Below are 25,873 nucleotides of genomic sequence, written 5' to 3'. Positions count from 1 at the left end.
CCCATCCCAAGAATTCACCTGAAAAAATTTTAATTATTCTGTATATTTCTAGTTTACCAGTTGGTTATTAGTTTTATCAATTTAGAATGTAAATGAAAGGAGCCTGATTAATGAGAAAGCACATGGGCGTCGCTTCAATAGTAATTCTATTAACCACATTACTTGTTTTACAATTCGTCATTGAAAACCGATTAAGCGAGATTGGTTTTATTATTTTATCAGTAGGGGTGCTATTAGCATTTATAACCGCTTTAATTAGTACGAAAGGATTCTGGAGTTCGACAGCTTTCAGCGGAATCGGTCTATTCTTTATTATCTTTATTTTTGGCATCTTATCATTCATAGGAGTGATATAAGTCTTTGTTTTATATCGTATTATAAGATATAATCTTAAATAACGATGTAAAAAGAGGTGCTTATTATGCTTAGTTCATCAAAATTAAATCAATATTGGACAGACATATACTTTCATTTGCACTATCCACATGGTGAGAAAATTACTCATCAGATGGTACGGGTCCTACAGTTAATTGATAAAAAAGATAGAGTAGTTGTAAATGATGTAGCGAATCATCTTAATATCTCTCACAATACGGCTTCTGAGCATGTGAAGCGGATGATTCATAAGAATTACTTAGAAAAGAAACGCGATCTGGAGGATGAACGAAAAGTTATTCTTCGGTTAACGGATATTGGTAAAAAGGTACTTCATGAGAATACGAGTCTAGATGAAGATAAGTTGAATCATATCTTCAGTCAAATGGACGAAGTTGAAATAGAGTTAATCACGAAAGCCTTTAAACTGCTAAGTGAGCGGTCGAAATCATGTATGTAATTATGAAAATCCTAATTTCTGCAGGAGTTATTGCAGCAGTTACCGAAATTGCTAAAAGGTTTCCTAGTTTTGGCGGAATCGTGGCTGCTCTTCCACTTGTAAGTTTATTAAGCATTATCTGGCTTTATGTACAAGGAGAGCCAACCAAAACGTTAAGCAAATTTGCTCTTGGCGTTTTATGGGGATTTCCAGCAACTGCCGTTCTATTAGCGATTGTTTATATTTCTTTAAAGCACTCCTTCTCATTAATCACCTGCTTAGGTTTAGGTATAAGCGGTTGGTTAGTATGTATTTTGCTTCAAGAGGTAGCTGTGAAATTCATAAAAACAATAATCTGAATACCAGACATTTATTTTCGTAAAGAGGTGAAAGTATGCAAAATACAAGTCTTCCCACTAGATTAGGAAAACCCGCTGAAAGAGCTTTGACATCCGCAGGCATCTCTTCAATAGAGCAACTAACAGATTGGAGGGAATCAGATCTTAAGAAATTACACGGAATAGGTCCGAAAGCGATGGGACAGCTCCTAGCTGCACTTCAAGAAAGAGGACTGTCTTTCAAGAAATAACACACTGTTTTATATATAAAAAGGAGAACGCTTACATGTTACAGACTACACTTGAAAAAGCAACAGTTAACGATGCAGAACAATTAACAGCAATTATGAAAAAAACGTTTGATTTTGAAGCAGAAAAATGGCTTTCGAATCGAGACATCATTGATTACAATATCCAGCCGCCTGGATACACATCCATTGAAATGACCAAATATATGATTAGAGAGTTAGAATATTTTAAAGTAATGTACGATGGTCTACTTGTTGGAGGAATCATAGCCACAATCTCAGGAAAGTCATACGGCAGGATTGATAGGATTTTTATTGATCCAGAACATCAAGGTAACGGGATTGGATCTACAGTTATCAATTTGATAGAAAAAGAATTTCCGTTTGTAAGAGCATGGGATCTTGAGACGTCTAGCAGACAGCTTAATAACCATCACTTTTATAAAAAGTTAGGTTATGTTGTGACCTTTGAAGGTGAAGAAGAGTATTGTTTTGTAAAACATATTAAGCAATCGTTGCAACATGATAGTTTGTTGACGAATCAAAATTTATCTTATCAGCAATTTGAAAACTCTGATTTAAGTCACTCTGAATATTATCAAGTTACGATGGAAGGCAGTTCGGTGAGTAATAGTAATGTGAGTCATATACATATGAGCAATTGCAATTTAAGTCATTCTAAGTTTCAAAATATTAACTATAGAAAAACGATGTTTGCAGATTTAAATTTATCAGATAGTGAATTCATTTATGTAACGTTAAGTGGTGTGCAATTTCAAGATACTAATCTGGGTGACATAGCGAAACCTCTTGTATTTAATAGGTGCGATCTTACTGGTTCAAAACTAATAAATTGTGACCTTAAACATGTTGAGATTGAAAAAAGTGAAATTAGTGGTATGAAAATTGATAACATTCCTGTTGAAGAATTGCTTCAATTGTACTATCAAACTAGTAAAAACTAATACCCTTCTTTAAAAGACGATAGGAGATGAACAAATGATACAGCAACTTAACGGTCAAGAAATTGAAATTAGAGGCAAAAAGTTATATGTAGAACGTTACGGTGATGTAGATAAACCAGCCATCCTTTATCTTCATGGTGGTCCTGGGGAAGGGTGTCACGATTTTTCCTTCCATCAAGCTGAAAGATTAGGGAAGCATTTCAATCTTGTGTTAATAGACCAAAGAGGAGTTTGTCGTTCGGAAAACATCGAGAAAGATGAACCCTTCGGATTTCAAGATTTGATTGATGACTGTGAAGCTCTTAGAGAATATTTACATATACAAAAGTGGTCACTCATCGGTCATTCATTTGGTGGCTTTTTAGCACTAGCTTATGTTAGACAGCATCCTGATTCTATCGAAAAAGTGATTTTCGAGGGACCAACTTTTGATTTTGAACTAACATCTCGAAGTCTTATTAAAAAGACTGCGCATTTATTAAAAAAGTACGGCAAACATGAACTATACGAGAAAGGTTTGTTGCTAGCTGAGGGGAATCATCCGATACGCGAACTAACAGAAGAATATATGAAGTTGAGTGATGAGTTAGGTGAGAAGCGTATGGAGATCTACCGCCATAATCATGATAATCCAACTGATTATTACTCCTTTTATTCTGAGGAAGAATGGGACGAATTCTATGACCGTTCAGAGTACCATTACAATTTGTTAAGAGAAGAAGGCAAGATTTTTGATTCCTTGCTGGATGACATTAAATATGTTAAGAATCCAATGTTATTACTTGTTGGAAAATATGATGCTTGTACGTGTGAAAAACATTTTGAGGTGTTCGAGCGAGATACTATTAACGGAGAAATCTTTATCTTTGAAGAAAGTGGTCACACTCCTCATTACGAGGAATCAGAGAAGTTTAAGCAAGTTGTCATAGAATATCTGCAGTCTTAATAAAAGGAAGACCATGTTTTTTATGTGGTCTTCCTTTTTCAATTTTATCTTATACACAACTCTTTTGTTTTGTATAAGTTTTCAATGATGTTTTGTGGAAGATGTAATTTTAATTCTTCTTGTGTTACCCACATATAGGCAGAATGTTCTTCTGATAGCTGAACTTCGTAAGTGTCAGCTTGACATAAATAGGTTAGTAATACTACTTTTCGAGAGGGTTTAGTATAAAAAGTCGCTGCATAAAGAATGTGATCTACTGAAACGACAAGTCGTGTCTCTTCATTTATTTCACGAATTAATGCCTGCTCGATCCCCTCTTCAAACTCTATCTTTCCACCAGGACATTCCCAAGTACCGGCCCCAATTTCGTCTTCATCTGAACGTTTTACAATTAAATATTGACCTTGGTACAGAATTAATCCTTTTACCACAACATGTATTTCATTTACCACGTTCATATTTTCTCCCCACAGTATATAGAATTATTTTCCTTTTTATAGTAGCATAGGATAAACAATTTTTAATCGTTAGAGGTGAAGCAATGAAACTTGTATTATTATTTGGTCCGCAAGCGGTTGGGAAGATGACTGTAGGACATGAGTTAGAGAAGGTCACAAAGTTAAAGCTCTTCCATAACCACATGACGATCGATCTTGTTACCCCATTTTTTGAATATGGTTCTGAGGATGGGCGTAGACTGGTGCACTTATTTCGTTCAGAGATCTTTCAGGCATTTGCGAAGAGCGATCAATATGGAATGATTTTTACATATGTTTGGGCGTTCAATTATAAGGAAGATTGGGAGTTTGTTGAAAGTATTTGTCAGGTATTTGAAAAGGAGGGAGCAGAGATCTATTTTGTAGAACTTGAATCTGAATTAGAGACAAGGCTCCAGAGAAACATTACTCCCCATAGGCTGGACCATAAACCTTCTAAAAGAAATATTAAGTGGTCGGAAAATGACGTAAAGACATCGATGGAAATGTACCGCATGAACTCTAATGAGGGAGAGATAAAAAGAGAAAATTATCTTCGAATCAGTAATGAAAATCTAAATCCAGATGAAGTAGCTGCTCAAATTAAAAATACATTTAACTTATAAAAAAGGACCACTTACGTCCTTTTTTGATGCTTATACGTGAAAATCTGGTGCTTTGTCTGCCACAAGGTTTAATAGGATGCCGTGTTCCAAATACGCTTTTAGCCCACACAATACCATTGTATATCCTCCCATTGCATCGATGGCGTGGTTTAGTACCTCATCAGCATTTCCTGTAAACCCAGCATTCGTGATGTTAACCATAGTTTCATTATTATTGCGAGAAGTAAATGACCACTCCACTGTTGTTCCATTGGAGGATTGGATCAAGATGCGTTTATTTGTTTCTAATTCTTTAACTAAAATCTCGTCAGAAACTCCGTACATTTCCCATTCCCACAATACTTTTTTTCCTTCTGATAGTCTTCCACTGCTTTTAGTGAACCAGAATTTTGTAGTGATGTCAGGCTCAATAAAAGCTTCAAATACGATGTTAACCGGCTTCCTAATAAGCATTTCTGTGCTTACGAGAGGATTCGTGTTAATAGACTTATTCATATTTTCTCCTTTTCTTTGTACGTTTCTGTAAGTTATATATTTCATTTTATTATAGAGGGATTATTCACTAGGAACAACGCTTCTATAGAATTATTTACAATGTTTAACAACAATAATAAAGATGCTATATGTATATTTTTTGAAATTAGGGTGGAAAAATCATCAGCATTGTTATATAGTGTGTATATAGATATAAACACTATAACAGTTACTTGAAGGTGGATGATAAAAATGAACCGCTGGCAACAGGCATTTTGGCTCTCGAAATTTGAATTAACTCATTCAAAGAAAAGTATCTTTACTTTACTGTTTCTCTTAGTACCCTATTCATTTTTCTTAACGGTTTCAATTTCTTCATACTTAGAAGAACATTTTATGCTGTATGATATATTCTTTTTGCTTACCTTTGGGGTTGCAGCGATATGGGCTAAACCGAAAGAATATCAATACCAAAAAATCTCTGACAATTTATGGGCACAGCCGTTTACCGTCTTTCTAAACCAGCTTCCAATTCCAAGAGAAATTGTGGTAAAAAGCCGCTTTCTTATTTATTTTATCTACTCAGTTCCGTTTCATTTAGTGGTTTTAATAATCATGTATAGCCTTGCTCCTGAATTGCGCCAAACATTGGCACCAATGGAGTTTATAGCATTTTCTCTCATCTGGCTTAGCTTTGGGATTTGTTATGGAAGTGTTTATCCGGCAAGTGATTCCGGAGATAAAGTCACGAATGTAAAGATGGTCTTCTATGCAGTTGTTTTATTGGGAAGTTTCACATTATTATTATTCGCTGTTCCTTATCTCTCGAGTCACGGATTGGTTGGACTTACTATTTTAATCGCTAGTAAATGGCCGATTGTTACATCTGTTGTTTCCATTTTTGCAGCCTGTGCGAGTGTTGCATTTTGGATGAGATATATGAAGAATCACATGAATAAATTGGATTATTTTCAGTAAAGAAGGGAGGAAGCATCTATATGGAACTTCCTATAAAGCTTTCCAGAGATTCCAGGGTTCCCATCTACCATCAGATAGAAGGACAAATTAAAGCACTCATTGTTAGTGGTAAGTTACCAGCAGGTTCACCTCTTCCTTCCATTCGAGCACTTTCAAAAGATTTAGAGATCAGTGTTATAACTACTCGGCGGGCTTATCAAGATTTAGAGTACGGTGGCTTTATCAAAACAACGCAAGGGAAGGGAACTTTCGTTGCTGAAGTGGAGGTAAAAAAGATGGAGAAGTTAGCACTATCATCTGTATCTGAAGCGATTGAAAAAGGTGTAGAGACCGCTCTTCGACACAATTACTCAGTAGATGAAATTCGATCTGTGTTTGAAGAAGTACTAGCAAGACTTAAAGATAACGATCGAGGTGGTAGCGAATGAAGTTTTGTACACAAATTGAAAGAGTAGAGAAAACAGTAGATGATTTCACAGTTGGCCCAATAGATCTAGATATTGAACTCGGTACGATTTCGGCACTAATTGGTAACAATGGTGCAGGGAAAAGCACACTCATCAAAATGATGATGAATCTTGTGAAACCGGACAACGGCCAACTGTTGCATTTTGGAGCTAGTGTAAAGTCCAGTGATCAGTGGAAACAGGAGGTTGCCTATCAACCACAATCTGTTCTAGGTTGTGACTTGTTAACTGGAAAACAACTAAGAGATTTGATGGCACCTTGGTATGCGAACTGGGATCAAGAAATGTTTATGAATCTTGTAAAGACTTTTGAAATTGATCTTAATAAACGTTTTGGAAAAATGTCTAAAGGCATGCAGCAAAAACTTAACATTGTTTTAGCTCTCTCTAAGAACACAAAACTTTTAATCTTAGATGAACCTACAGCTAATATGGACATTCCTTCAAAACAAAAGTTAATGGACATTCTTGTAGATTGGATGGAGAGAGACGAGAGAGCGATCGTTATCGCTACCCACCAAGTAGAAGATATTAAGAAATTAGCAGATTATATCGTGATCATGAACGATGGCAAAGTAATAGGTAAATACGAAAAAGAAGAACTAGTGTATCGATACAAGCGTTATTGGTTTGAAAATGGGTTAGGGATTGAAAAAATTCCTGGTGAGATCGACCGTTTGAACGATCGTCTGCTCATTTCTAATGATGTAGAACAAACAGACACATTCTTGAAGAAAAATGAAATAAAAATTATACAATCAGAGGTTTTAGAAGTAGAAGAAATTATTACTTACATGCTAATGGGGAGGTAAAAGATGATGAATGACCGCATCTTGAAAGTAGAGCGATTAGGAAAATCGTTTAAAGATAAGAGGATTATTTCGAATATCTCTTTTGAAGTACATCGTGGTGAGATCATGGGGATTCTTGGACCGAATGGAGCTGGGAAATCCACAACAATTCGTAACATTATGGGCATTATGTATCCAGATGAAGGATCCATTCATTTTCATGGGAGTTCTGAAATTCCTCGTCATAAAATAGGCTATCTACCTGAAGAGAGAGGTTTGTATAAAAACGTAAACGTGATGGATATCTTGCTTTATTTTGCTGAACTTAAAGACTATCCACAAAAGAAAGCGAAGAAACGTGCTCTGGAGTATTTAGAGAAATTCGGACTTGCTGGTAAAGAGAACACAAAGGTTGAAGAACTGTCAAAAGGGATGGGGCAAAAAGTTCAATTGATCGCAGCGATTATTCACGAACCAGAACTGCTTATTCTAGATGAACCATTTTCAGGTCTTGATCCTGTAAGCCAAGAGGTATTTAAAGAAGAAATTAAAGAACTTGCAGCCAATGGCACAGCAATTCTCCTTTCTTCTCATCAGATGAACATGGTGGAAGAATTATGTGATCAATTATTTATGATCCATCGAGGCAAAAAAGTGATTTATGGTGCCATGGAAGATGTAAAGAGAGAATACGCAAACTTTAAATGTACGATTATAGGTGACAACCCTGAAGAACTGTTGCGTAATATCCCATCTGTTCATCGCGTTGAGAGTAAAGAGGATCGAACGATTCTTTATTTAGAGCAAGATGTTCACATTCCAACCTGGCTTAGAGAGTTGCCAATAGAATTGAATGTATATGAATTAATAATCGATCGTGTATCTTTGCATGAGATTTTTATTGATATCGCTTCTGATAAAAACATGATTGTGAAAGAAGGTGTGAAGTATGCGTAACAGCTGGAAAGTTGCAAAGTGGGAACTTAAGCGGAACATGAAAAATAAATCTTTTATCATATCACTTCTCTTGACACCGCTTCTATTTATCGTGTTCGCTAGTTTTCCGACACTCCTTGAAAAGCTGGAAGGAGAACCTGATTCAGAGACCGTAACCGTTTATGTGAATGATGAACTGAACCTTTTTGATGAAGTTAATGGTTTGGTCAAATCCCTAGATTTATCTTGGAAGATGGAAGAAGTAACAGATGATTCAAAAAAGATACTTAAAAAGATAGAATCATCCGAAAACCAAGCTTATGTGGCATTGACAGATAATGCGGTAAAAACAGGAGAAGTGAAGGTTTTCACAAGCAATGAAATGCCTGACACCTTTTCAAGTGAAGTGCAGTTTCTACAAGAGCCACTGCGTCAGGTGAAATTTGATCAGCTTAACCTTTCTCCAGAAGTCGTTCATTCAATAACAAAAGGAATAGAGATCAAGTCAGAAGAAGCTTCAACACAAACTGGTTCAGGCTCTCTGAATCCGTCAGATAAAAAGAGTGCGGATGACAGCTCAATGGAACGCATAATCCCAGGTGCATTTGCTGGTATCGTACTTTTTTCAATCGTTATGACAGGTATGATGATCTTCCAGAGTGCCTCTCAAGAAAAGAAGGAAAAGGTAGCTGAGATTGTATTATCCTCCGTAACACCTGGAGACTTAATGCAAGGGAAAATCATCGGTTATTTCATATTAGGACTTGTTCAAGTAGGAACTTGGCTATTACTCGTTGTTCCGATTGCAGCATGGAGATATGAGCTACCAGTCATGGAATATCTCTTTGTACCGGAACTATTGCTTTTGCTAGCGATCTCTATAGCAGGTTACTTAATGTTTGCTGCTATTTTCGTTGGTATTGGTGCAACGGTTGAAGATATGACAGCTACAAGCAATTTTCAAGGAATCGTCATGATGTTGCCGTTTCTTCCGCTCATATTTATAGGCCCAATATTGGCAAACCCGAGCGGCATCATCGCTCAAGTTGCCACATATTTCCCACTTACATCTCCAAGCATCCTTATCCTTCGTCTTTCCTTATTGGATGAATGGCCGTGGGTTGAGATCATTATTGCCTTGATTATCTTGTTAGCTAGTATATGGCTGTTGATGAAACTAGCTGGTAAGGTGTTTAAAACAGGGATTTTACTTTATGGAAAAAATGCAACTCCAAGTGAAATCTGGAAGTGGCTGCGTTACTAGATAAATAGTATAAAGAAAACTCCTCTTCTGATTGTTTTAGTAACAAGAAGGGGAGTTTATTATATACTTCTTATTTATTTTCCCAGTTAAGAGGAGGCTTGTTTAATTGTGGCTTGTATCCCAATTCTTTTGACGCAGCCACTATGAACTCTTTTCTAAAAAAGAAGCTTCTATGGTATACGATTTTGTTATTTTCGACTTCTTGGTATTGAATATCGTGTACAAGCTGACCTTGTTCTGACTCAGCTACTACGACAATGACATTTTTACCCCATAGCTCACATTCAATAGCATGATGACCTGGTAAGCCGTATGCTAGTGATCCATTTATAATTTCATCCTTATTTACTTCTAAAAACCCTAATGATGCTTCGTAATGAGCTTGATCACTTATGAGTGAAAGCATTCCTTCAAGATCACCATGATTAAAAGCCTTTAGATAGGCTTGAATAATCTTTGGTCTTTTAGGTGAAGCTTTATATTTCGATTTAATCGGTTGATGTTTAGTAGATTGTATTCTGTGTTTCATTCTTCGTACTGATGCATACACAGCACCAGGTGTTGTTTTTACAATACTAGCTATTTCGTCCGCTTGAAAACGAAATACTTCTAGTAAAAGAAACACTGCTGTTTGTCGAGGAGTAAAAAGCTCATCTAACTGTTGAAGTGCTTCTTCTAACTCAAGATTGTCTGAGAATTCTTCAAATGCATCATTTTCTTCCGATAAAACGCCAAGAGTTCGTTTTTCTTTTCTGCAGAGGTCGATCCATGTATTTGTTGCAATACGAAATACATATGATTTTAGATTGGTAGGATGCCATCTTGTATAAAGTCCTCCAAGTACTTTAAGCATCGTTTCTTGATACAAATCTTCACCATCCCAAGGTGAACCTGTGAGGTATCTGCAATAGTTCCATAATCCCTCACTATAATCACGAATCTCTTCTTCAAATCTTTGTCGTAAATCGTTTGCTTGAGCCTGAAGTGTATGTGTTGTGGGCTGAGACATTTTTTACAACTCCTTTCTTATTTTACCGTTCACTACGTATAACGAATATTGTACTGAAAATTATACGCTTTTATTGAATCTTTTTCTTAGAAATTAGTATGAAGTGTGTTATTGTGGATTTGGATAAAAATAACATATTAACATGTGAAGGAGTAATCTGCATGCAAAGAGTTGTAACATCACTAAAGACCCTAGAATCTGATCAAGTAGGTATAATCATCTATTCTACTAAACATGAAGAAGTTGTATGTTCTCTTAATTCTAACTTGATCGTTCCACTAGCTTCAGCTGCAAAAGTGGTCATTGGATATTGTATAGCAAAATGGGTGGAGAGAGGCTTGTTTCATTGGAGTGACTTAATTGAGGATTATGAACTCGATAAAGAGGAGAACAGCGGTGTTTTATTTCCACATTTTCAAGGTATGATGTCTTTGTCATTAGGTAATCTCGTTGAAGTAATGATCACATGTCATGATAGTAAAGCTGCTGATAGCGTTGTGAAGTTTTGTGGAGGGTGGGAGAAGGTAAATACAGAGCTAAGGAGAGAGTACAATCACATGAATCTCACTCCAAATCCTCGTGATCTTGAAAATAGCGGAGAAATCGGTGAAGTGCTTCATATATTGAAAGCGATATATGAAGGGTATCACGCTGAACCTCAATTGTGGTTACCAGTAATGAATGGTCTAGTTCGCCCTCAAGATCACTTTGACGGAATTCCAAACCATATGTTTAACCACATGAGCGGAGGATTAGAGAACTTAGTGGTGGATATAGGGATTCTAGGAGAATTTCATCAATATCCATTGCTCTATGTTCTAGGAGTTAATGACATTCCTAATCGTTATAAGAATACTTTTTCTGATGAAAGAATAGTAGAGGCTATGAAGTTGTTGTACAACGAATACACCATACAAAGAAAAGAACAGTTGACTTAAGGAGAGATATGATGAGTTACAAACTTCCTGATCTATTTATTGAACAGATTAAAGGTGTTCATGGAGACGAAGCTAGTGAATGGCTGAATAATTTTGAAGGATTAATCGCTGACTGCGAAGAGATGTATGGATTACACATTCAACAACCTTTCAATCTTTCATATAATTTTGTTGCTCCAGCCACAACAAGTGATGGAAGTGAGGTAGTTTTGAAAGTTGTGGTTGATCAAAAGGAATTTGAAGCTGAACTACATGCACTACAGCTTTTGTCTGGTGAAAGTACAGTTAAAGTGTTAGCCTTTGAGAAGGAACGAGGTATTATGGTTCTTGAACGAATACGACCAGGACAAACATTAGCAGAAATAGAAGAAGATGATAAGGCGACTTTAATTGCTGCGAATGTGATGAAGAAGTTAATGGTTCCTGCTCCAGTTGATTCTAATCTTCCGACTGTTCTTGATCGTGAAAATAGTTTGAAACGAATCTATCAACATTACAATAGTTATCATCCTGTTTCAAAAGCAACCATAGAAGAAGCTTTGTTCATTACTGAAAAATTAAATATTTCTATCGATGAGCCATATTTACTTCATGGCGATCTTCACCACTACAATATACTAGCAAATGGAGATTTTTGGACTATAATCGATCCTAAGGGTTTGATCGGTGACCGTGAATATGAGGTTGTTCAATATTTGCTGAATAAATTACCTGAACATGGAGTGGAAGAGATAACAGAAAAACGAATTGATATTTTTGTAGATGTATTGAATTTGAACAAAGAACGAGTTTTGTTAAGAGCCTATTCACATGCTGTATTAGCTACTTGTTGGACAATTGAAGATGGTCATGTGAAGGAAAGCTTTTTAAATACCATTCAAGTCTTCAAACACTTAGTGAGGAAATACATATAAAAAGACGCACTTCTCTAGATTTAAAAGTGCGTTTTTTGATTGGATTTCAAACCACTCTTATGACAACATTACCTTTCTTACGGCCAGTTTCCACATATTCATGAGCTTCTGAAATTTGGTCTAGCATATAATAACGATCGATGACGGGTTTCATTTGACCTGATTCAATTCGTTCTTTTAAGAATTCTAGATCCTCTGTACGCTCTTTTGCAATACCTTGCCCATCAACTGTTACGAATTTACCTTTAGCAGTTAATGCATTGTGACTCTTAGACGTTGATGTTTTTCCTACAGCGTCAAAAATAATATCGTATTTTTTTTCCGATTTTGTATAATCCTCTTTTGTATAATCTACGACATGATCAGCTCCTAATGATTTAACCAGTTCTGAATTGGTAGGACCGCATACGGCTGTTACTTCAGTATCAAAAAACTTGGCAAGTTGGACAGCGGCTGATCCCACTGCTCCAGAGGCTCCATAGATCAAAACATTCTGTCCACTTTCAATCTTTCCTTTTCTTAAAAAATGCAGCGCTGTAGTCCCTCCAAAGGGAATGGCAGCGGCTTCTTCAAAAGTTACATTTTGTGGTTTATGTGCGACTATTCCATCTTCAGGGAGGCATATATACTCTGCATGTGCGCCAAATCGCATTCCGGTCATGGCATACACGTGATCTCCCTTTTTAAACCGAGAAACCCGCTGTCCGACTTCTTCTACAACCCCTGCTAATTCAACACCTAAAATCGGTTTCCGTGGCCGTCTTATCCCTAAGAATAAACGCATGGGTAACCAGTATAAGAGGGGGCTGTTAAACCCCCGAACCCTTACATCCCCAGTTGTTACAGTTGTAGCATGGATCTTAATAAGGACGTCGTTTTCTTTTGGAGCAGGTTTAGGGACTTGTTGAAGAATAAGCACTTGTGGGGAGCCATACTTCGTACACAATACAGCCTTCATAGAAAACCTCCTAATACATGTATTCATACATCTTATGTTCATTGCTTGAACTAAATTGATAAGTTTGAAATTTTCAGAAGGAAAAATGAGCCTTTTTAAGGAATGAAATAGGAAGCATAGATTATAGACATAATGGAGGACAGCTTATGAATATACTGAAACATTTTTTCTTTAAACGTTCTAAGAACAATATAGGAGAGCTCTGTGGACTTATTATACTCTTTTCTATTATTCAATTTGTTGATTTTGAACGTATTTGGGATGAGCCCTTTTACTTTATCTTTTTCATTTTAGGAAGTGGGACATTATATCGAATACTTGTAGAGATATTCGAAAAAATCCTAGGTGAAAAAAATAAAGTTGTAGGATCTCAATATACATTTATTACAATATTTGTATTTGTATTCCTGGTGAACTTTATTGAAAAATAGGTGATGAATATGACACTTTTTGATAGTTTTTACACGGCTATTGCTATTGTTTTCATACAATATCTGTTTGAAAGAATGAAGTACAAAGGAACACCATTGAAACGAACTGGACTATTAATCATTGAAGTAATCATTTTTACGCTGATTCTGTTTTATGGAAGTAAAATATTTAATTAGTGGGTGAAGAATTATGCCAGCATACGGAAAGTATCTACTTTATATCTTTGAACATAAATTGAATGTTTTTATAGAATGCTGGAAGCTAGGACTTTATATTCAAGCGTTTACACATGATCTATCTAAGTTTCATCCAGCTGAGTTTTTTACATATGCTAAGAAGTTTTATTCAGATGAGAAGCCGAGTGAAGAGGAATGGCAATATGCCTGGCTTCATCATCAACATCACAATAAACATCATTGGAATTATTGGGTGGTCGATCAGCTTAAAAAAGAAGCGGTGCCGATTCCACGAAAGTATGTACTTGAAATGATCTCTGATTACAAATCTTTCTCAAGAAGATGGGGAAGGAAACGATCAGGACCAACCATATCGGATCGTTTAATCGCCAATCTTCTGACTGATCGAGTCATTCTGCATCCGAGCACAAGGAAAGAGTGTGCCCAATTAATTGAACAGATGGAATTAGTGAATGCTCAGAAATCGATCTGAGTATTTTTTATTGAAAAAAACAATTGTAAAATATTGCAACTTTTTCTATGGTTAAAACGTGGTTGATATGAAAGGGGGAGCGGTTGTGCAACTAGAGGATGTTTATGAACACTATATGAATGATCTTTACCGCTATTTGTATTCTCTTTCGAAGGATCACCATATTGCTGAAGATTTGGTGCAAGAAGCATTTTACCGAGCATATCTAACTTTGGCAGACTATGAGATCAATAACATTAAAGCTTGGTTGTTTAAAGTTGCGTACCATGCATTTATAGATCATCAAAGAAAGAATAAAAAAACGATTCTTACTGATGAGATTAAAGAAAATGTAGATAAGAGAGAAAATACACCGGAAAGTAAGATGTTAGAAAAGGAATCATTTTTATTATTAATGGAGGATTTAAAGTGTTTAAAAGAGATCGAAAAACAGGCTGTGCTGTTGTGCGATTTGAATGAACTTAGTTATCAAGAAGCAGCTGAGATTTTAAATATAAAGCTGAACACATTAAAAAGTCATATTTCAAGAGGTCGAAAAAAACTAGTAGAACGCGTTAAGGAAAGGATGAACCTAGATGAGCGACGAGCATAAACAGGATCAAAATAATGACGAAAATCTATATAAAGCTTACATGATGAAAACGAAAAATGATATTCATACCTCACCTTCTCTTTCTGAAGAAGAACAAAGAGAAATCATTCGAGTGGGGTCGAATACAGCTCGAAATGCTACTGTCATGATAAGCTTAGCGATCTTACTACTTATTCTACCCCTCATGACTTTAATCACTTATTTGTATTACGGTATTGGTGGTAAAGCTAACGCGATGATTGATGTAGTAGGAAAGACGATTTATGTAACACAACCTAATGTGAGTCTAGAAGAGATGGAGATTGAGAGTGAAATCGGATTGTTTTCTATGAATGTGACCTTTGACACGTTTAAGCGTATTGGTAGTGAAGATTATCTAGCAGAGAAGGTGGATGTATATTTTGGATTAGATAAGCCAAAATTCCCTGAAAAAATATCTTTTTTAGAACAGCTACCTCCGATGGGTTATGGAATTGATGTGGTGAAGGATGGTCAGAAGATGTATCATCCCGATGCAATGATTCCATTTAATACAACTGAAGTAGAAGATGTGCTGAATAATCTTCCTGACGGTACGGTAGCAGAAGCTTATCTTTCATTTTCACAATTAATGAAACCTAATGAAATTGAAAAAGTGTTACCGAAAGAGATGGAGATTCGTTGGTTAGCTGTAGATACAGGATTAGAAGCAAAGCAACTGGACAAAGAAGGTATTCCGATCACTCCAATCGGCTATCCGGCACAGGTTGATACTACAACTTGGTCACCTTTTGACGGAGATCAAACGAACGAGGAAGTATTTCTCGATATATTAAAGTTATTAGAAAAGAATGAACAAACTGCTGAGATTGTATCAAAGATAAAATCTCTTGAAATAAATGAAAGGCGTAAATATGTGGAAGACAACGGCATTCAAGTTTATGGAGCAGTTGTGACAGGGCCTGTTCCAGAGTTAAGGAAATTAGAACAGTTGAAAATTGTTCGCGCGGTAAAAGTAGGGGAGGTTAAATTATGGAACTGGAAATAAAAAAGAAAAGGAAAAGAAAGCTGCAGACGTTAACAGGATTTACTTCTTTTGTAATTGGATTACTCGCTCTAGCTGTATTAAACATTGGGCTATTAATAGAAACGATGGATATTCCTGACTTAATTCTGTTCCACTTACCCTTCCTTGGTGTTTTCTTAGGAGTAGTAGGGTTGTTTACGAAAAATCGTTCCAAACAGTTTGCTTGGTGGGGAATAGGCATAAACCTTTTTATTCCTATATTTATTGGCTTAATGTTCGGGTTGTCATGGACCATTAACGCTAAACCATAAGTTCCAGTGAAGCAAAGGATCTGAATTGTCAGATCCTTTTTTTCTTTTACTAATCAATTGTAGGGCGTAACCAAAGTTTAGAAAAATCAACATATCCGAAATGTTTAATGTTCACGTTCATTAATTCAGTAGAAAAAGGAATATACCTTTTTTGATAATACAGTGGAATCATAATGGCTTCATCAATAAGTTCCTTTTCGACTTCAACATTCAGATTCGTCCATTCTTCAAAGGGCGTGTGAACATATTGAGAGATGCGTTTTTGCCATTTTCTATTTTTTCCTAAAATTAAAGGGAGTGGAGCAAACCCGTTTGTTAAGAAAAAATAGAAAGATAGATCTTGATTCAACTCGAAAATTTCACCATGTATAAACATGTCTGTTTGATCTGTAAGCTGTTTATTAAAAATAGCGTCTTCAAAAGATACTTTTATCACTTTAACTGGGATGTCATATTGAGCAAACGTGTCGAGCAGCCATCTTGAAACTTCTTCTGTATGCTCAGCTATCCTGATGATAAGAGGTTGTGCAAATTCAGGCCGGACAGCTCTCGGTATTGAAAAGGGTAGGCGATTTCCAATCATACAGCTGTTGTCATTAGGAATGGCTCTTGACTCATACTCTGGTATTCTATGACGATTCTCCGATAGAATTTGATGGATGTAATGCCGTACTTCCAAATCAGCTATCTGTGATTCTTTACGGTACGCATTCATAATAAGTACACCAAAGCCTGAATCACTCTCTACTTGAAAGGTTTCATGATGATCTGGTTCCATAGAGGAGTGATAAACGATTGGAAAGTCTTTCGGAACTTTTACGAACTCAACAGCATCAAGTAATGGCCGCTCTTGGAAATGTTCTTTAAAAGCAACAAGCGTTGTTTTTTGATCAGTGTCTTCTTCGACCAAGAACGCTCCAGTCCCATATATTCTCCCTTTGCTTTCTTTGTAAATGCTCGATGTCATCATGCTTAACAACGGAAGTATATAGCTGCAGCCTCTAGAGTACAAAATATCGACCACGAGTGGAACTTTAGAAACAATTTCATCGATCGGTGTCCATAAATCTCTGTTTTGCTCATGAAATCGAAGCTTTTCTAAACAGTTGATTACATCTGTTGCTGTTAAAACAGATCCGTCGTGAAAGCAAACGTCTTTTCTTAAATAAAGTCGTAGTTTCGTAGATGAAACATCCCAGCTGTGAGCAAGTTCAGGTAGGATTTCTCCTTGGTCGGTTAACGATACGAGTCGGTTAAATACATTCGATACCATATTTGCGCTATGAGCGTCTGCGGCATCTAATGGGTGGAGGGTTCTAAACGGAAAGCGCTTTGGAACGACGAGTTTGTCTTTCGCTTTCTGTACAAAACCAAATTGCGTATGAAATTTGTTCATCAATCTTATCTTCGTATCCGTCGACCAATCATACATCAAGTATTTACTGCTAATTTCAACCGGTTCATGATCCAACTTGAGAAGAACTTCATCTTCAAAGTTTTCTTCGATATTCTTCATCCATTGAAGACGTGAAACATTTCCTCTTCCACGACCTGGGATAAAAGTTAACCATCCTTCATCGTTCCATTTTTTTAAGTATCTTGTAGTTTGTTTCTGGCTGATTTGAAGTGCTTCGGCAATCTCTTCTGTTCGTATATGACCTGATGGAAAGTATCTCCATAGAATGAGAAGTTTGTTATCCATGTTCTCCTCCAATTTAAAAGTAGACATGTTTTCTTAAATTGTCTATTTTTATCATTTGTAGTCTAGTTTAATATTACAATACAGAGAAGGAGGGGACAACATGGGATGGAGAGAATACCCCCAAAATATTAAAGTACGGTTGATTACATCGTTCTTTAATCGTGCTGTTTCTTCGGCCGTCATGCCATTTATGGCCTTATTCTTTGCAACTGAAAAGGGCAAAGTTTGGGCAGGTACATTTTTAATTTTAACAGTAGTCATCGGATTCGTTGTCAATTTAATCGGTGGTTACATTTCGGATCGTTTTCCCAGGAAGAAAGTGTTGATGACAACGTCTTGCTTAAACGCAGTGATGTTTTTACTTATGACCGTTAGCTTGCTGCCTGAACGAAATTGGATCCTGCTCTTTGCATTCGCTTATATAGGATTCACTGTTACAAGCAGTCTAGGCAGACCTGCCATGCATGCGATCATTATGGACTCAACGACACCTGAAAACAGAAAAGAAGTATATACGCTTGATTATTGGATGATCAATTTGTCTATGGCAATCGGTGCTGCTTTGGGTGGTTTGCTTTATGTGAGTCACCAGATTGAACTTTTTGTGTTGTTAACCGTTACTTCAATCAGCATTCCCATTGCTTATGGAATATGGTTACGAGATGAGTTCACTGGCTTTTTGAAGAAAACGCATGAAAATGTTTTTCTCGACTTGTTTCAAAACTATAAAGTGGCTTTAAAAGATTCTGCATTCGTGAAAGTGGTTATTGGTGGAACCTTCATCTTTTCAGCGGAATTTACACTGAACAGTTATATTGGGATTCGGTTGGCTGAAACCTTTGAATCTTTCCACATTGGTAATTTTGAGATCACTGGCGTTCGGATGCTCAGTATGTTAAACATCCAAAACATGTTGATGGTTGTTTGTTTCACGTTCTTAATCAACCGGGTTATGGATCGTTTTTCAAAGAAAAATGCTTTATTGATTGGGTTGTTGTTATACGGGATCGGTTACGTGACTGTTACGTCAGCAAACGCTTGGTATGTATTACTTCTATTTAATGTGATCGCTACAATGGGTGAGTTAATCTACTCTCCAATTAAAGAAGCTGAAAAAGCAAATATGATACCTAGCGATAAGAGAGGATCATACTCTGCTTTTGCAAATGTCTCATTCAGTGGAGCAGACATGTTAGCACGTTCGACGATTATCTTAGGGGCTTTTTTAGTACCAGTAATGATGAGTGTGTATATGGGAGTCGTGATCATGATCGGTGCGTTTTTCATGTATTCTGGACTCTTTTTAAGAGACAAGGTCACAGAAAAAGCTGTAAAAAACGAGGTAGTTGCTCAAGTTGTAAAATAAACATAATTCAATATAGGAAGTTAACGAAATGATGTCCACCACAATTGAACAAAATTAATCTTTGTTCGATCCGTATGTACATCTATCATTAATTACAAGGTAAATTACAATAAATACGAGGTAAATCCATTTAATACCGTATATAAAATTATTTATCCGATTTTCGACACACTTTGATAAGCGCATTGAGATTGAAACGAGCAAGAAAAAAAGAAAAAGAAGCTTGGAATCAATTCCAAGCTTCGATTTTTTATGAATTGGATTCTTTAACAGAAGCGATCTCGATCTTTTCTACAAACATGTTGAAAACGCTGCGTTTTTCTTCAAGTTTTTTCAGCTGTTGCTTCAAATCATTGTACTTTTCCTCAAAAGGTTGTTGATAGGTTTTCTTGATGTTCTTGATCATTTCTTCGTTGATGGTTGATTGAATGACTTGTTTCGTGATTCCGAATTTATAAGAATAAAGTTGAAGTTCTGTTTTCACTTTTTCGTACTCTTCATCTATTTCATTCTTTTGTTGCTCAATCTCATCTTTCCATTCCAGTAGAGCATCCTTTACATACGGCTCCATGTTTTGCCTCCTAACAGTGTTCATACTTCTGTCATTACTTTTTTATGTACTCTATACACTATTAAGAGAGAATGATTCATTTATGGGGGTATTTTCACTCGTTGACTAAATTTTTCCATAAACTTATTATTGAATTTAGATGAATTGAATTCCTTAAATTAATGAGCGGAGTAGAGAAAACGATATATTGCAACAAGTGTAGTCATTCACGCTGCATAACAATTTCAAAATTAAAAGGGGTGTTGTGAAGCATGCCGGTATTTGGATGGGTTTTTCTCGTAATCGTGATGGGCGGAATCATTGTTGGTTCTTTTGTTCATAAGTATCGTTACCGTAACATGAATCTCATTTATACTGCATTTGGTCAGGAAAACTATTTTAATGTCATAGCCAAACTTAAAGCTGATGGTGTGGCATATAAAGTGAGAATTCCGGGGCAGGCATTTGGTGATAGAGAACGGCCAGTAATTGATAACACGCAATATGACATTTACGTCAAGAAAGCAGATGCACATCTAGCAGCGGATGCTCTTAGAAAATAAGGGGATGAAACGATAGTGAAAACTTTAGATTATGTGAACAGCCAAGAAGAACTGAGGCTTATGCTCGGAACTCCAAGTCTTAGGGGGCAGAATAAAGTTATTTCTAAAATAGATGAACATTGTAAAGACTTTATCGCTCATTCACCATTTTTAATTTTAGCTACGTCAGATCATGAAGGGAACTGTGATAGTTCACCTCGGGGTGATGCTGCAGGTTTTGTACATGTGATAGATGATCACCATCTCGTGATTCCCGACAGACCAGGGAATAAGCGTGTAGATTCAATGTTTAATATTCTCTCAAATCCGAAAGTAGGTTTACTATTTCTAATACCAGGAATGGGTGAGACGCTACGGATTAACGGTAAAGCTGCGATTATAAAAGATGAAGAAGTACTCAAAAAAATGGAAGTAGGGGGAAAAGCGCCACTTCTAGGAATTCTAGTTAATGTTGAACAATGCTTTATGCACTGTGGGAAAGCGTTTAAACGATCCGGACTTTGGGAACCTGAACGTTGGGAAATGAAAGAATCTCTTCCGAACGCGGCAAAGATTCTAGCCGCTCATGTGAACCTACCTGAAATGACTGAAGAAAGTATCGCAAACGACCTAATTGAAGGCTATAAGAACAAGCTTTACTAGTTAGAAGTGTTATAGGAAACTTTCAAAAGCACTGCATGCAGTGCTTTTGAAAGTTTATACGTTTTTCTTTGGTTTTAACAACTCAAGTAAAGAATCATCTAGTGTATATATTGAACTCTGCATTACGGTATGTATAAACAATTCTTTTAATAAAGATGCGGATTCAACCATACTATCACACGTTATATCTTTTGGATAAGTTGAAAGGTATTTCTTTAGAAAATCATTATTTAACGAGTCGTAAGCTTTAAACTGATGAAGTTTTTTGTCCTCATTTAATGTCTGAACGATTAACGTATAATCTCTCATCGACTCTAGCATCTTTAGTGCATATACGAAATTATGGCGTTTCAATTCTTTGTCTAATCTTATGAAACAATAAACAAATTCGAAAACAGGATCTTCGAAAGTAGCATACTTTACGGGTTTGTTTGAAAAAGAGCGATCCTCTTTTCCCATCTTCTCAGAGACTAAGCCTGTTTTGTCCAAAACTATTCTCCACAACGGAGATCTTACACTTAATGAATTCCTTTGAAGTATTGAAACATTGAATTCCAACGAGTTTTCTAGAATAACAATCAATAGGTAAATATTTTTTGAAAACTGCTTCTCTTTAATGATAACGGGATTCAAATCCTTGTAAAATTGCTGAATATTATCTTTCACTCCAATGACTTCATCCTCAGTTGACGTAGCTATCATTAGATCAATATCCGAGAATTCGTCTTTGTATCCCGTTACACCAGAACCTAATTGAACAACACCTTCAACCATAGGCAGCACATTTAACATATCGATAGTACGCTGAAAATAAGTATCTCTTTCTGTCAAAGTATACATAAGACACCTCGCATTATTTATATATTTTTTAATATTAACATAATTTGTAAAATGCTGTAACAGAAAATGCAACAAAGCTTACGACATCAACCCTAAAAAAAGCAATAGTTATCCGATCATAGAAATACCGGATAACTATTGCAAATATTAATTCTTAATAAAGTGGGGGGACACTCTGAGGATGGTTAAATACATTCTCAGGATCATATTTTGTTTTTACTCTTTGCAGCCTTGCAAAGTTTGTTGCCCAATAAGCTTTCCCGAAGTTTTGAATGTTTTCATCTGGGACGTTTACATAAGAACCTATCGTATAAGGTTTTAACTGCTGACGCACAGACTCGACTGATGCAAGACTACTCGCTTCTTCAGATTTATCGACCCACGTTGCGTTCCATTCTGTGTAAAATAACGGATCACGCCAATAGAAAGCTGTCTTGTCTTTTGGCACTCTGCTGATCGCACCGCCCCAGTTGGTAAAATAAAAATTGGATTCTGTTCCAGGTGCTTCTTCTAAAAATTGTTTCATTACCTTTATCGGTTCTTCTGGCCAAAGATTAGTCGCCCAAGAAGATGAGAATTTAAAGTTTTGGTCAGCATAAGGTGGCTCAGGTGGATCAAGGAAATCAATACAGTCTGGGTAGAAGAGCGTTTCAATGACTACTTCGGAAGGTGTCCCAGCATTAAGTAAAGGTTGTATGATTTGAATTAATTCAGGTCTTGAACCTAGGAAAAGGCCGGTTACCTGACATAATCCATTTACTTTGCTGTAGATCTCTATATAACTGCCTAATCGTGAATCTACAAACGGCATTAAATTCTGCCATGCTTCAAATACTGTTTCGAGCTGTTCCCATGGCCAAATAATGTTAAAGACCGTTGCTGTTTCAGGTGCACGATGAACTTTAAACGTATATTCGGTATTGTATCCAAACGTACCGCCACCGCCTCCTCTAGAGGCCCAAAACAAGTCTTCGTTGCAAGTTGGACTGGCTTTTAGAATCCGGCCATTTGCATCTACGGTCTCTAATGCAAGAAGGTTATCTGATATTACTCCAATTGTACGTGAGAGTAACCCGAACCCCCCACCAGTTGTAATGCCTCCGATTCCAACGGTCGGACTATCGCCAAAGACAGCCATAAAGCCTTCTCGCGCGAGACCTTTTACAAGAGGTCCGACCCTAATTCCAGGTTGAACAGTAGCGATTCCCTTTTTCTTATCTAAGTGCACTTTATTCATGTCACCTGTGTCGATAACGATTCCACCCTTTACAACATTGAACTCTTTGTCTAGAGCATGACGGCCGCTTCTGACCCTTAATGGAACATCGTTCTCTCGAGCCCATTTAATTGCATTACTGACGTCACATGCATTTTGTGCAAATACGAATACAAGAGGATATGTGTTGACATAAGGGTTCCAGTTTCTAACGGCTTCATCATAGCCAGGGTCACCTTTAAAGATTATTCTTCCTGTTAACTCTGTAGATCCCATTAATTCCACTCCCGACAAAGACATATTTGTAGTTATATAAATGTATGCAGGAAATGCATAGTCGGTTAAAACCTTTTATGTAGCCGAGCTCAGTCAGAAAAACACTTATAAGGAGTGTATTAGAAAAAGTATGGTTAGTGAGTTAAAAAAAGTGAGGAATAAGGGAATGCTATAACTATCATTCGTTTTCGGTATAGGGTTTACAAAAGCAGTTAACTTGGTTAAAAAACCACTCACATGATATCATTTTCCAATATAGTTTTAGAAAAGGAGGGGAACCGTGCAACGATTATATAACAAGCACCATTGGTTAGCTAAGATGGTAGCAGCTGACCCTGGATATGTGCGTTTGCAAAAAGCAGGAAGAGCTACTGCTAGTTTAATTCTTGCTGTATTCACTACCCTTCTTATCATGCGGTACACCGGTCACACTGGAGGCATCACACCAGCTATAGTTTCCGGTATGCTTGGGCTGATGGGTATCATGGTGGTAATGGATGACACAAAGCAAGAGATGAGAGTAACCACGTTATGGCTCGGAGTATCAGCTATGATGGGCATTACAGTTGGTTCCCTCGTTGCCAATAATGCTTATTACATAGATGTTGTTTTAGTGTTAAGTGTGTTTAGCAGTTTTTATTTCTCAAGATTTGGTACACGCTATTTTTCCTTGTTCATGATCTTCTTTATGACGGTGTATTTTTCTTCTGTTTTGAAATTATCCAGTGACCAGTTACCATGGTTTTATGTTGGAATCTGGCTAGGTGTAGCTTATGCCTTTATTCTTAATTTCTTCTTATTTCAAGATACAGCAAAGAATTTAAAAAGAAGCATTCATTCTTTTCATATCCAGAGCAACCTGACGCTTAACCTCTTGATCGAAGCCATGAAAGATAAGGAATCCAATGCTCAGCGGAAGAAAGAATTAGATAAAAATGTGGCCAAACTTAGAGATTATGCCCTTATTGTTTCTGGCTATATCAACGGAAATGATGTGAAGAAAATATGGCCAGGTCTCTTGCCTAACCAACTTCGACTATACGTGTTTGATACAGGTATGTTGATTGAAACGTTAGTTGACTCGGTTCGCGGATTAAAAACGGCAGATGCTCTACATGTTGAAGAGATCAAACAATCACTCATTGCTGTGACGGTTGCTGTTCGTGATGCTGAAGTACTCGCTCCACATGTGAAAGATCAAAATATTCTCCCTGCTGAAAAATCGGTTCAGCAACTTCGAATGTTAATCATGAAGCTTTTTGAACGAGAAGAGCCTCCACAAGGATGGATCTATCTTATCCGCCGAATTGAATCAATCGCTAATCACGTGATAGAAGGTGCTGTTACGATACAGCAATCTCTTTATTCTCAGTCTGAGGATAAAAAAGAGGAAGAGATCGTCGATAAAGTTGTGGATGAAGATACGAAATCTGAAGACAAAACGCTAAAGCCATCAACTAAAAAAGCGTATCAAGCACTTGTTGCAGGAATTCTATCTATTATAGTTGGTCTAGTAATCTCACCTGCACAGCCCTATTGGGTTCTTCTTACCGCCTTTGTCGTTCTTCTTGGAACAGAGTCCATCGGACGAATTTATACGAAAGGATATCAGCGTTCGTTAGGCACGATCATTGGAGCTGTTATCGGTTTTGTTCTTGCTAAACTTCTTTCCGGACAAACCGTTTTGGAAGTCATTTTTCTCTTTGTTGTTGTTTTTCTAGCGTTTTATTTAATGACCGTTTCCTACACGTTAATGAGTGTGTTTATTACTATGCTTATTGCGTTTATGTACGACCTTCTATTAGGTGGAATTACTTTTTCACTAATTGGAGCTAGAGTACTGGATACGATCGCAGGAGCATCGATTGCTTTAGCTGTTTCTTATCTGATCTTTCCAAAGAAAACAAAAGTTAAGGTAGCTGAATCGATTAACGAATTCTTAGAAGAACTCGCTCCTTTTGTCGCCGAATATGTGAGAGGGTTTAGAGAGGACGTAAACGTTAAGGATCTGTCAGAAAGTGCGTTTAAGCTGGATACGAAACTTCAGACGATCAGGGATGAAGCGCAATCCTTTCTTCAACGCCCGGGATCACCGATCTATGCTGATATGGTCAGTTGGATGACAAGGTTAGCTGCCATCAACTATTATGCAAAACATCTGGTTGCTTCTGCTTACAGAAAAGGATTCGATTATCCGGAAGAACTTCTTGATGGATTTATTCAGGTTGAGACAAAACTAAAGAACAACATCGATTCCTTATCTGCCCTGCTTACTGAGGATGAAGGGGAGTACGTTCTACAATCGTTAGAAGAAGAACGGGAGAAATTTGAACGTCTTGCTCCTAACCGAAAACAATCACAACGTGATCTCATTCATCACCTTTATTATGTATGGCGAATCAATCAATCCCTTGTGGAGTTAGGAAGTGAGTTGGGAGGAGTAAGAGAGAAGAAAAAGTGAGGGATTAGATGTGAATCTATGATTTAACCGTTAAATAAGAAGGAAAGAACAGCAGCTTTAGAGTTGCTGTTTTTTTGTTTATGGGTAATTTTAGGAGGATTCACT

32 protein-coding genes are annotated in these 25,873 nt (G+C 36.8%); 24 read left to right on the top strand and 8 right to left on the bottom strand.

Going from position 1 to position 25,873, the window contains the following annotated elements:
• Positions 1–110: 110 nt before the first annotated feature.
• The 6 genes from HU823_RS02130 (at position 111) to HU823_RS02105 (ending at position 3,311) form a co-directional block, all read left to right on the top strand.
• Entirely contained in the window at positions 111–356 is a 246-nt protein-coding gene (locus HU823_RS02130) for a hypothetical protein (protein WP_197220970.1), read from the top strand.
• A gap of 65 nt (positions 357–421) precedes the next feature.
• On the top strand, positions 422–835 hold the full coding sequence (locus tag HU823_RS02125; RefSeq protein WP_197220969.1) for a MarR family winged helix-turn-helix transcriptional regulator: 414 nt from the start codon (positions 422–424) through the stop codon (positions 833–835).
• On the top strand, positions 826–1,173 hold the full coding sequence (locus HU823_RS02120) for a DUF3147 family protein (protein WP_197220968.1): 348 nt from the start codon (positions 826–828) through the stop codon (positions 1,171–1,173). Before HU823_RS02125 ends, HU823_RS02120 begins: the two co-directional genes overlap by 10 nt.
• 35 nt (positions 1,174–1,208) lie before the next feature.
• Positions 1,209–1,403 carry a DNA-binding protein gene (locus HU823_RS02115; protein WP_066394558.1) on the top strand — a complete coding sequence of 65 codons (195 nt, stop codon included), beginning with the start codon at positions 1,209–1,211 and terminating at the stop codon, positions 1,401–1,403.
• Positions 1,404–1,438: 35 nt separating this feature from the next.
• The gene (locus HU823_RS02110) at positions 1,439–2,365 is read left to right on the top strand and encodes a GNAT family N-acetyltransferase (RefSeq protein WP_197220967.1); all 927 of its coding nucleotides are present in this window, start codon (positions 1,439–1,441) and stop codon (positions 2,363–2,365) included.
• A gap of 34 nt (positions 2,366–2,399) precedes the next feature.
• Complete coding sequence (locus HU823_RS02105) at positions 2,400–3,311, top strand: alpha/beta fold hydrolase (RefSeq protein WP_197220966.1); 912 nt, start codon at positions 2,400–2,402, stop codon at positions 3,309–3,311.
• A 44-nt stretch (positions 3,312–3,355) separates the two neighbouring features.
• Here the strand turns inward: HU823_RS02105 and HU823_RS02100 are convergent, their stop codons facing one another.
• Positions 3,356–3,769 carry an NUDIX hydrolase gene (locus HU823_RS02100; protein ID WP_197220965.1) on the bottom strand — a complete coding sequence of 138 codons (414 nt, stop codon included), beginning with the start codon at positions 3,767–3,769 and terminating at the stop codon, positions 3,356–3,358.
• Between the two features lie 83 nt (positions 3,770–3,852).
• Here HU823_RS02100 and HU823_RS02095 point away from each other — a divergent pair, with 83 nt between their 5' ends.
• A complete protein-coding gene (locus tag HU823_RS02095; RefSeq protein WP_197220964.1) occupies positions 3,853–4,413 on the top strand; it encodes an AAA family ATPase in 561 nt (186 codons plus the stop codon).
• 30 nt (positions 4,414–4,443) lie between these two features.
• On the opposite strand, the gene HU823_RS02090 is transcribed toward HU823_RS02095, so the two are convergent.
• On the bottom strand, positions 4,444–4,908 hold the full coding sequence (locus HU823_RS02090; RefSeq protein WP_197220963.1) for an SRPBCC family protein: 465 nt from the start codon (positions 4,906–4,908) through the stop codon (positions 4,444–4,446).
• Positions 4,909–5,139: 231 nt separating this feature from the next.
• Here HU823_RS02090 and HU823_RS02085 point away from each other — a divergent pair, with 231 nt between their 5' ends.
• The 5 genes from HU823_RS02085 to HU823_RS02065 are packed head-to-tail and all read left to right on the top strand — an operon-like array spanning position 5,140 to position 9,323.
• On the top strand, positions 5,140–5,865 hold the full coding sequence (locus tag HU823_RS02085) for a hypothetical protein (RefSeq protein WP_197220962.1): 726 nt from the start codon (positions 5,140–5,142) through the stop codon (positions 5,863–5,865).
• Positions 5,866–5,885: 20 nt separating this feature from the next.
• A complete protein-coding gene (locus HU823_RS02080; protein WP_197220961.1) occupies positions 5,886–6,293 on the top strand; it encodes a GntR family transcriptional regulator in 408 nt (135 codons plus the stop codon).
• Complete coding sequence (locus tag HU823_RS02075; RefSeq protein ID WP_197220960.1) at positions 6,290–7,144, top strand: ABC transporter ATP-binding protein; 855 nt, start codon at positions 6,290–6,292, stop codon at positions 7,142–7,144. Before HU823_RS02080 ends, HU823_RS02075 begins: the two co-directional genes overlap by 4 nt.
• Positions 7,145–7,150: 6 nt before the next feature.
• Positions 7,151–8,080, top strand: coding sequence for an ABC transporter ATP-binding protein (locus HU823_RS02070; RefSeq protein WP_197221366.1), 930 nt, complete (start codon positions 7,151–7,153; stop codon positions 8,078–8,080).
• Positions 8,073–9,323: an ABC transporter permease gene (locus HU823_RS02065; protein ID WP_197220959.1), complete on the top strand. Its 1,251-nt coding sequence runs from the start codon at positions 8,073–8,075 to the stop codon at positions 9,321–9,323. The genes HU823_RS02070 and HU823_RS02065 overlap by 8 nt, the downstream gene beginning before the upstream one ends.
• Before the next feature lie 70 nt (positions 9,324–9,393).
• On the opposite strand, the gene HU823_RS02060 is transcribed toward HU823_RS02065, so the two are convergent.
• Complete coding sequence (locus HU823_RS02060; protein ID WP_197220958.1) at positions 9,394–10,332, bottom strand: RNA polymerase sigma factor; 939 nt, start codon at positions 10,330–10,332, stop codon at positions 9,394–9,396.
• Between the two features lie 161 nt (positions 10,333–10,493).
• On the opposite strand from HU823_RS02060, the gene HU823_RS02055 reads away from it, so the two are divergent.
• A complete protein-coding gene (locus HU823_RS02055) occupies positions 10,494–11,270 on the top strand; it encodes a serine hydrolase (RefSeq protein ID WP_197220957.1) in 777 nt (258 codons plus the stop codon).
• Positions 11,271–11,281: 11 nt separating this feature from the next.
• Positions 11,282–12,184 (top strand): aminoglycoside phosphotransferase family protein, encoded by a 903-nt coding sequence (locus tag HU823_RS02050; protein ID WP_197220956.1) that lies wholly within the window; start codon positions 11,282–11,284, stop codon positions 12,182–12,184.
• A 46-nt stretch (positions 12,185–12,230) separates the two neighbouring features.
• On the opposite strand, the gene HU823_RS02045 is transcribed toward HU823_RS02050, so the two are convergent.
• On the bottom strand, positions 12,231–13,142 hold the full coding sequence (locus HU823_RS02045) for an NAD(P)-dependent alcohol dehydrogenase (protein ID WP_197220955.1): 912 nt from the start codon (positions 13,140–13,142) through the stop codon (positions 12,231–12,233).
• Between the two features lie 146 nt (positions 13,143–13,288).
• On the opposite strand from HU823_RS02045, the gene HU823_RS02040 reads away from it, so the two are divergent.
• The 6 genes from HU823_RS02040 (at position 13,289) to HU823_RS02015 (ending at position 16,152) form a co-directional block, all read left to right on the top strand.
• Positions 13,289–13,573 carry a hypothetical protein gene (locus tag HU823_RS02040; protein WP_197220954.1) on the top strand — a complete coding sequence of 95 codons (285 nt, stop codon included), beginning with the start codon at positions 13,289–13,291 and terminating at the stop codon, positions 13,571–13,573.
• Positions 13,574–13,582: 9 nt separating this feature from the next.
• Positions 13,583–13,750: a hypothetical protein gene (locus HU823_RS02035; RefSeq protein WP_186320509.1), complete on the top strand. Its 168-nt coding sequence runs from the start codon at positions 13,583–13,585 to the stop codon at positions 13,748–13,750.
• A 13-nt stretch (positions 13,751–13,763) separates the two neighbouring features.
• Positions 13,764–14,243 carry a DUF5662 family protein gene (locus tag HU823_RS02030; protein ID WP_231607238.1) on the top strand — a complete coding sequence of 160 codons (480 nt, stop codon included), beginning with the start codon at positions 13,764–13,766 and terminating at the stop codon, positions 14,241–14,243.
• Between the two features lie 85 nt (positions 14,244–14,328).
• Positions 14,329–14,835 (top strand): sigma-70 family RNA polymerase sigma factor, encoded by a 507-nt coding sequence (locus HU823_RS02025; RefSeq protein WP_144700121.1) that lies wholly within the window; start codon positions 14,329–14,331, stop codon positions 14,833–14,835.
• A complete protein-coding gene (locus HU823_RS02020) occupies positions 14,819–15,862 on the top strand; it encodes an anti-sigma factor (protein WP_197220953.1) in 1,044 nt (347 codons plus the stop codon). The genes HU823_RS02025 and HU823_RS02020 overlap by 17 nt, the downstream gene beginning before the upstream one ends.
• Entirely contained in the window at positions 15,847–16,152 is a 306-nt protein-coding gene (locus tag HU823_RS02015; protein WP_137789375.1) for a hypothetical protein, read from the top strand. Before HU823_RS02020 ends, HU823_RS02015 begins: the two co-directional genes overlap by 16 nt.
• Before the next feature lie 49 nt (positions 16,153–16,201).
• On the opposite strand, the gene HU823_RS02010 is transcribed toward HU823_RS02015, so the two are convergent.
• On the bottom strand, positions 16,202–17,854 hold the full coding sequence (locus tag HU823_RS02010) for an ABC transporter substrate-binding protein (RefSeq protein WP_197220952.1): 1,653 nt from the start codon (positions 17,852–17,854) through the stop codon (positions 16,202–16,204).
• A 100-nt stretch (positions 17,855–17,954) separates the two neighbouring features.
• Here HU823_RS02010 and HU823_RS02005 point away from each other — a divergent pair, with 100 nt between their 5' ends.
• Positions 17,955–19,220 carry an MDR family MFS transporter gene (locus tag HU823_RS02005; RefSeq protein ID WP_197220951.1) on the top strand — a complete coding sequence of 422 codons (1,266 nt, stop codon included), beginning with the start codon at positions 17,955–17,957 and terminating at the stop codon, positions 19,218–19,220.
• A 250-nt stretch (positions 19,221–19,470) separates the two neighbouring features.
• Here HU823_RS02005 and HU823_RS02000 read toward each other — a convergent pair whose 3' ends face one another.
• Complete coding sequence (locus tag HU823_RS02000) at positions 19,471–19,791, bottom strand: hypothetical protein (protein WP_144700131.1); 321 nt, start codon at positions 19,789–19,791, stop codon at positions 19,471–19,473.
• A gap of 251 nt (positions 19,792–20,042) precedes the next feature.
• Here HU823_RS02000 and HU823_RS01995 point away from each other — a divergent pair, with 251 nt between their 5' ends.
• Together HU823_RS01995 and HU823_RS01990 are read left to right on the top strand one after the other, a co-directional pair.
• Positions 20,043–20,333, top strand: coding sequence for a hypothetical protein (locus HU823_RS01995; protein ID WP_231607237.1), 291 nt, complete (start codon positions 20,043–20,045; stop codon positions 20,331–20,333).
• Positions 20,334–20,348: 15 nt separating this feature from the next.
• Complete coding sequence (locus HU823_RS01990) at positions 20,349–20,975, top strand: pyridoxamine 5'-phosphate oxidase family protein (protein ID WP_370630002.1); 627 nt, start codon at positions 20,349–20,351, stop codon at positions 20,973–20,975.
• Positions 20,976–21,029: 54 nt separating this feature from the next.
• Here the strand turns inward: HU823_RS01990 and HU823_RS01985 are convergent, their stop codons facing one another.
• Positions 21,030–21,815 carry an aminoglycoside 6-adenylyltransferase gene (locus HU823_RS01985; protein WP_197220950.1) on the bottom strand — a complete coding sequence of 262 codons (786 nt, stop codon included), beginning with the start codon at positions 21,813–21,815 and terminating at the stop codon, positions 21,030–21,032.
• 154 nt (positions 21,816–21,969) lie between these two features.
• Positions 21,970–23,307 carry an FAD-binding oxidoreductase gene (locus HU823_RS01980; RefSeq protein WP_197220949.1) on the bottom strand — a complete coding sequence of 446 codons (1,338 nt, stop codon included), beginning with the start codon at positions 23,305–23,307 and terminating at the stop codon, positions 21,970–21,972.
• A 280-nt stretch (positions 23,308–23,587) separates the two neighbouring features.
• On the opposite strand from HU823_RS01980, the gene HU823_RS01975 reads away from it, so the two are divergent.
• Entirely contained in the window at positions 23,588–25,768 is a 2,181-nt protein-coding gene (locus tag HU823_RS01975) for an FUSC family protein (RefSeq protein WP_370630001.1), read from the top strand.
• The last annotated feature ends 105 nt before the right edge of the window (positions 25,769–25,873 follow it).

It is taken from the genome of Fictibacillus sp. 18YEL24, from assembly GCF_015903855.1.
GTDB lineage: Bacteria > Bacillota > Bacilli > Bacillales > Fictibacillaceae > Fictibacillus > Fictibacillus phosphorivorans_C.
The sequence above is the reverse complement of the archived record's forward strand: the minus strand, read 5'-3'. Positions and strand labels throughout refer to the sequence as shown.

Coding starts and splice junctions, on each gene's coding strand:
- HU823_RS02055 (WP_197220957.1), top strand. CDS start 10,494: ATGCAAAGAGTTGTAACATCACTAAAGACCCTAGAATCTGATCAAGTA.
- HU823_RS02125 (WP_197220969.1), top strand. CDS start 422: ATGCTTAGTTCATCAAAATTAAATCAATATTGGACAGACATATACTTT.
- HU823_RS02000 (WP_144700131.1), bottom strand. CDS start 19,791: ATGGAGCCGTATGTAAAGGATGCTCTACTGGAATGGAAAGATGAGATT.
- HU823_RS02120 (WP_197220968.1), top strand. CDS start 826: ATGTATGTAATTATGAAAATCCTAATTTCTGCAGGAGTTATTGCAGCA.
- HU823_RS01995 (WP_231607237.1), top strand. CDS start 20,043: ATGCCGGTATTTGGATGGGTTTTTCTCGTAATCGTGATGGGCGGAATC.
- HU823_RS02005 (WP_197220951.1), top strand. CDS start 17,955: ATGGGATGGAGAGAATACCCCCAAAATATTAAAGTACGGTTGATTACA.
- HU823_RS02010 (WP_197220952.1), bottom strand. CDS start 17,854: ATGGATAACAAACTTCTCATTCTATGGAGATACTTTCCATCAGGTCAT.
- HU823_RS02130 (WP_197220970.1), top strand. CDS start 111: ATGAGAAAGCACATGGGCGTCGCTTCAATAGTAATTCTATTAACCACA.
- HU823_RS02065 (WP_197220959.1), top strand. CDS start 8,073: ATGCGTAACAGCTGGAAAGTTGCAAAGTGGGAACTTAAGCGGAACATG.
- HU823_RS02070 (WP_197221366.1), top strand. CDS start 7,151: ATGAATGACCGCATCTTGAAAGTAGAGCGATTAGGAAAATCGTTTAAA.
- HU823_RS02035 (WP_186320509.1), top strand. CDS start 13,583: ATGACACTTTTTGATAGTTTTTACACGGCTATTGCTATTGTTTTCATA.
- HU823_RS02030 (WP_231607238.1), top strand. CDS start 13,764: ATGCCAGCATACGGAAAGTATCTACTTTATATCTTTGAACATAAATTG.
- HU823_RS02080 (WP_197220961.1), top strand. CDS start 5,886: ATGGAACTTCCTATAAAGCTTTCCAGAGATTCCAGGGTTCCCATCTAC.
- HU823_RS02090 (WP_197220963.1), bottom strand. CDS start 4,908: ATGAATAAGTCTATTAACACGAATCCTCTCGTAAGCACAGAAATGCTT.
- HU823_RS02095 (WP_197220964.1), top strand. CDS start 3,853: ATGAAACTTGTATTATTATTTGGTCCGCAAGCGGTTGGGAAGATGACT.
- HU823_RS02105 (WP_197220966.1), top strand. CDS start 2,400: ATGATACAGCAACTTAACGGTCAAGAAATTGAAATTAGAGGCAAAAAG.
- HU823_RS02045 (WP_197220955.1), bottom strand. CDS start 13,142: ATGAAGGCTGTATTGTGTACGAAGTATGGCTCCCCACAAGTGCTTATT.
- HU823_RS02015 (WP_137789375.1), top strand. CDS start 15,847: ATGGAACTGGAAATAAAAAAGAAAAGGAAAAGAAAGCTGCAGACGTTA.
- HU823_RS02075 (WP_197220960.1), top strand. CDS start 6,290: ATGAAGTTTTGTACACAAATTGAAAGAGTAGAGAAAACAGTAGATGAT.
- HU823_RS02115 (WP_066394558.1), top strand. CDS start 1,209: ATGCAAAATACAAGTCTTCCCACTAGATTAGGAAAACCCGCTGAAAGA.
- HU823_RS01980 (WP_197220949.1), bottom strand. CDS start 23,307: ATGGGATCTACAGAGTTAACAGGAAGAATAATCTTTAAAGGTGACCCT.
- HU823_RS02040 (WP_197220954.1), top strand. CDS start 13,289: ATGAATATACTGAAACATTTTTTCTTTAAACGTTCTAAGAACAATATA.
- HU823_RS02060 (WP_197220958.1), bottom strand. CDS start 10,332: ATGTCTCAGCCCACAACACATACACTTCAGGCTCAAGCAAACGATTTA.
- HU823_RS02100 (WP_197220965.1), bottom strand. CDS start 3,769: ATGAACGTGGTAAATGAAATACATGTTGTGGTAAAAGGATTAATTCTG.
- HU823_RS02050 (WP_197220956.1), top strand. CDS start 11,282: ATGAGTTACAAACTTCCTGATCTATTTATTGAACAGATTAAAGGTGTT.
- HU823_RS02085 (WP_197220962.1), top strand. CDS start 5,140: ATGAACCGCTGGCAACAGGCATTTTGGCTCTCGAAATTTGAATTAACT.
- HU823_RS02020 (WP_197220953.1), top strand. CDS start 14,819: ATGAGCGACGAGCATAAACAGGATCAAAATAATGACGAAAATCTATAT.
- HU823_RS01985 (WP_197220950.1), bottom strand. CDS start 21,815: ATGTATACTTTGACAGAAAGAGATACTTATTTTCAGCGTACTATCGAT.
- HU823_RS02110 (WP_197220967.1), top strand. CDS start 1,439: ATGTTACAGACTACACTTGAAAAAGCAACAGTTAACGATGCAGAACAA.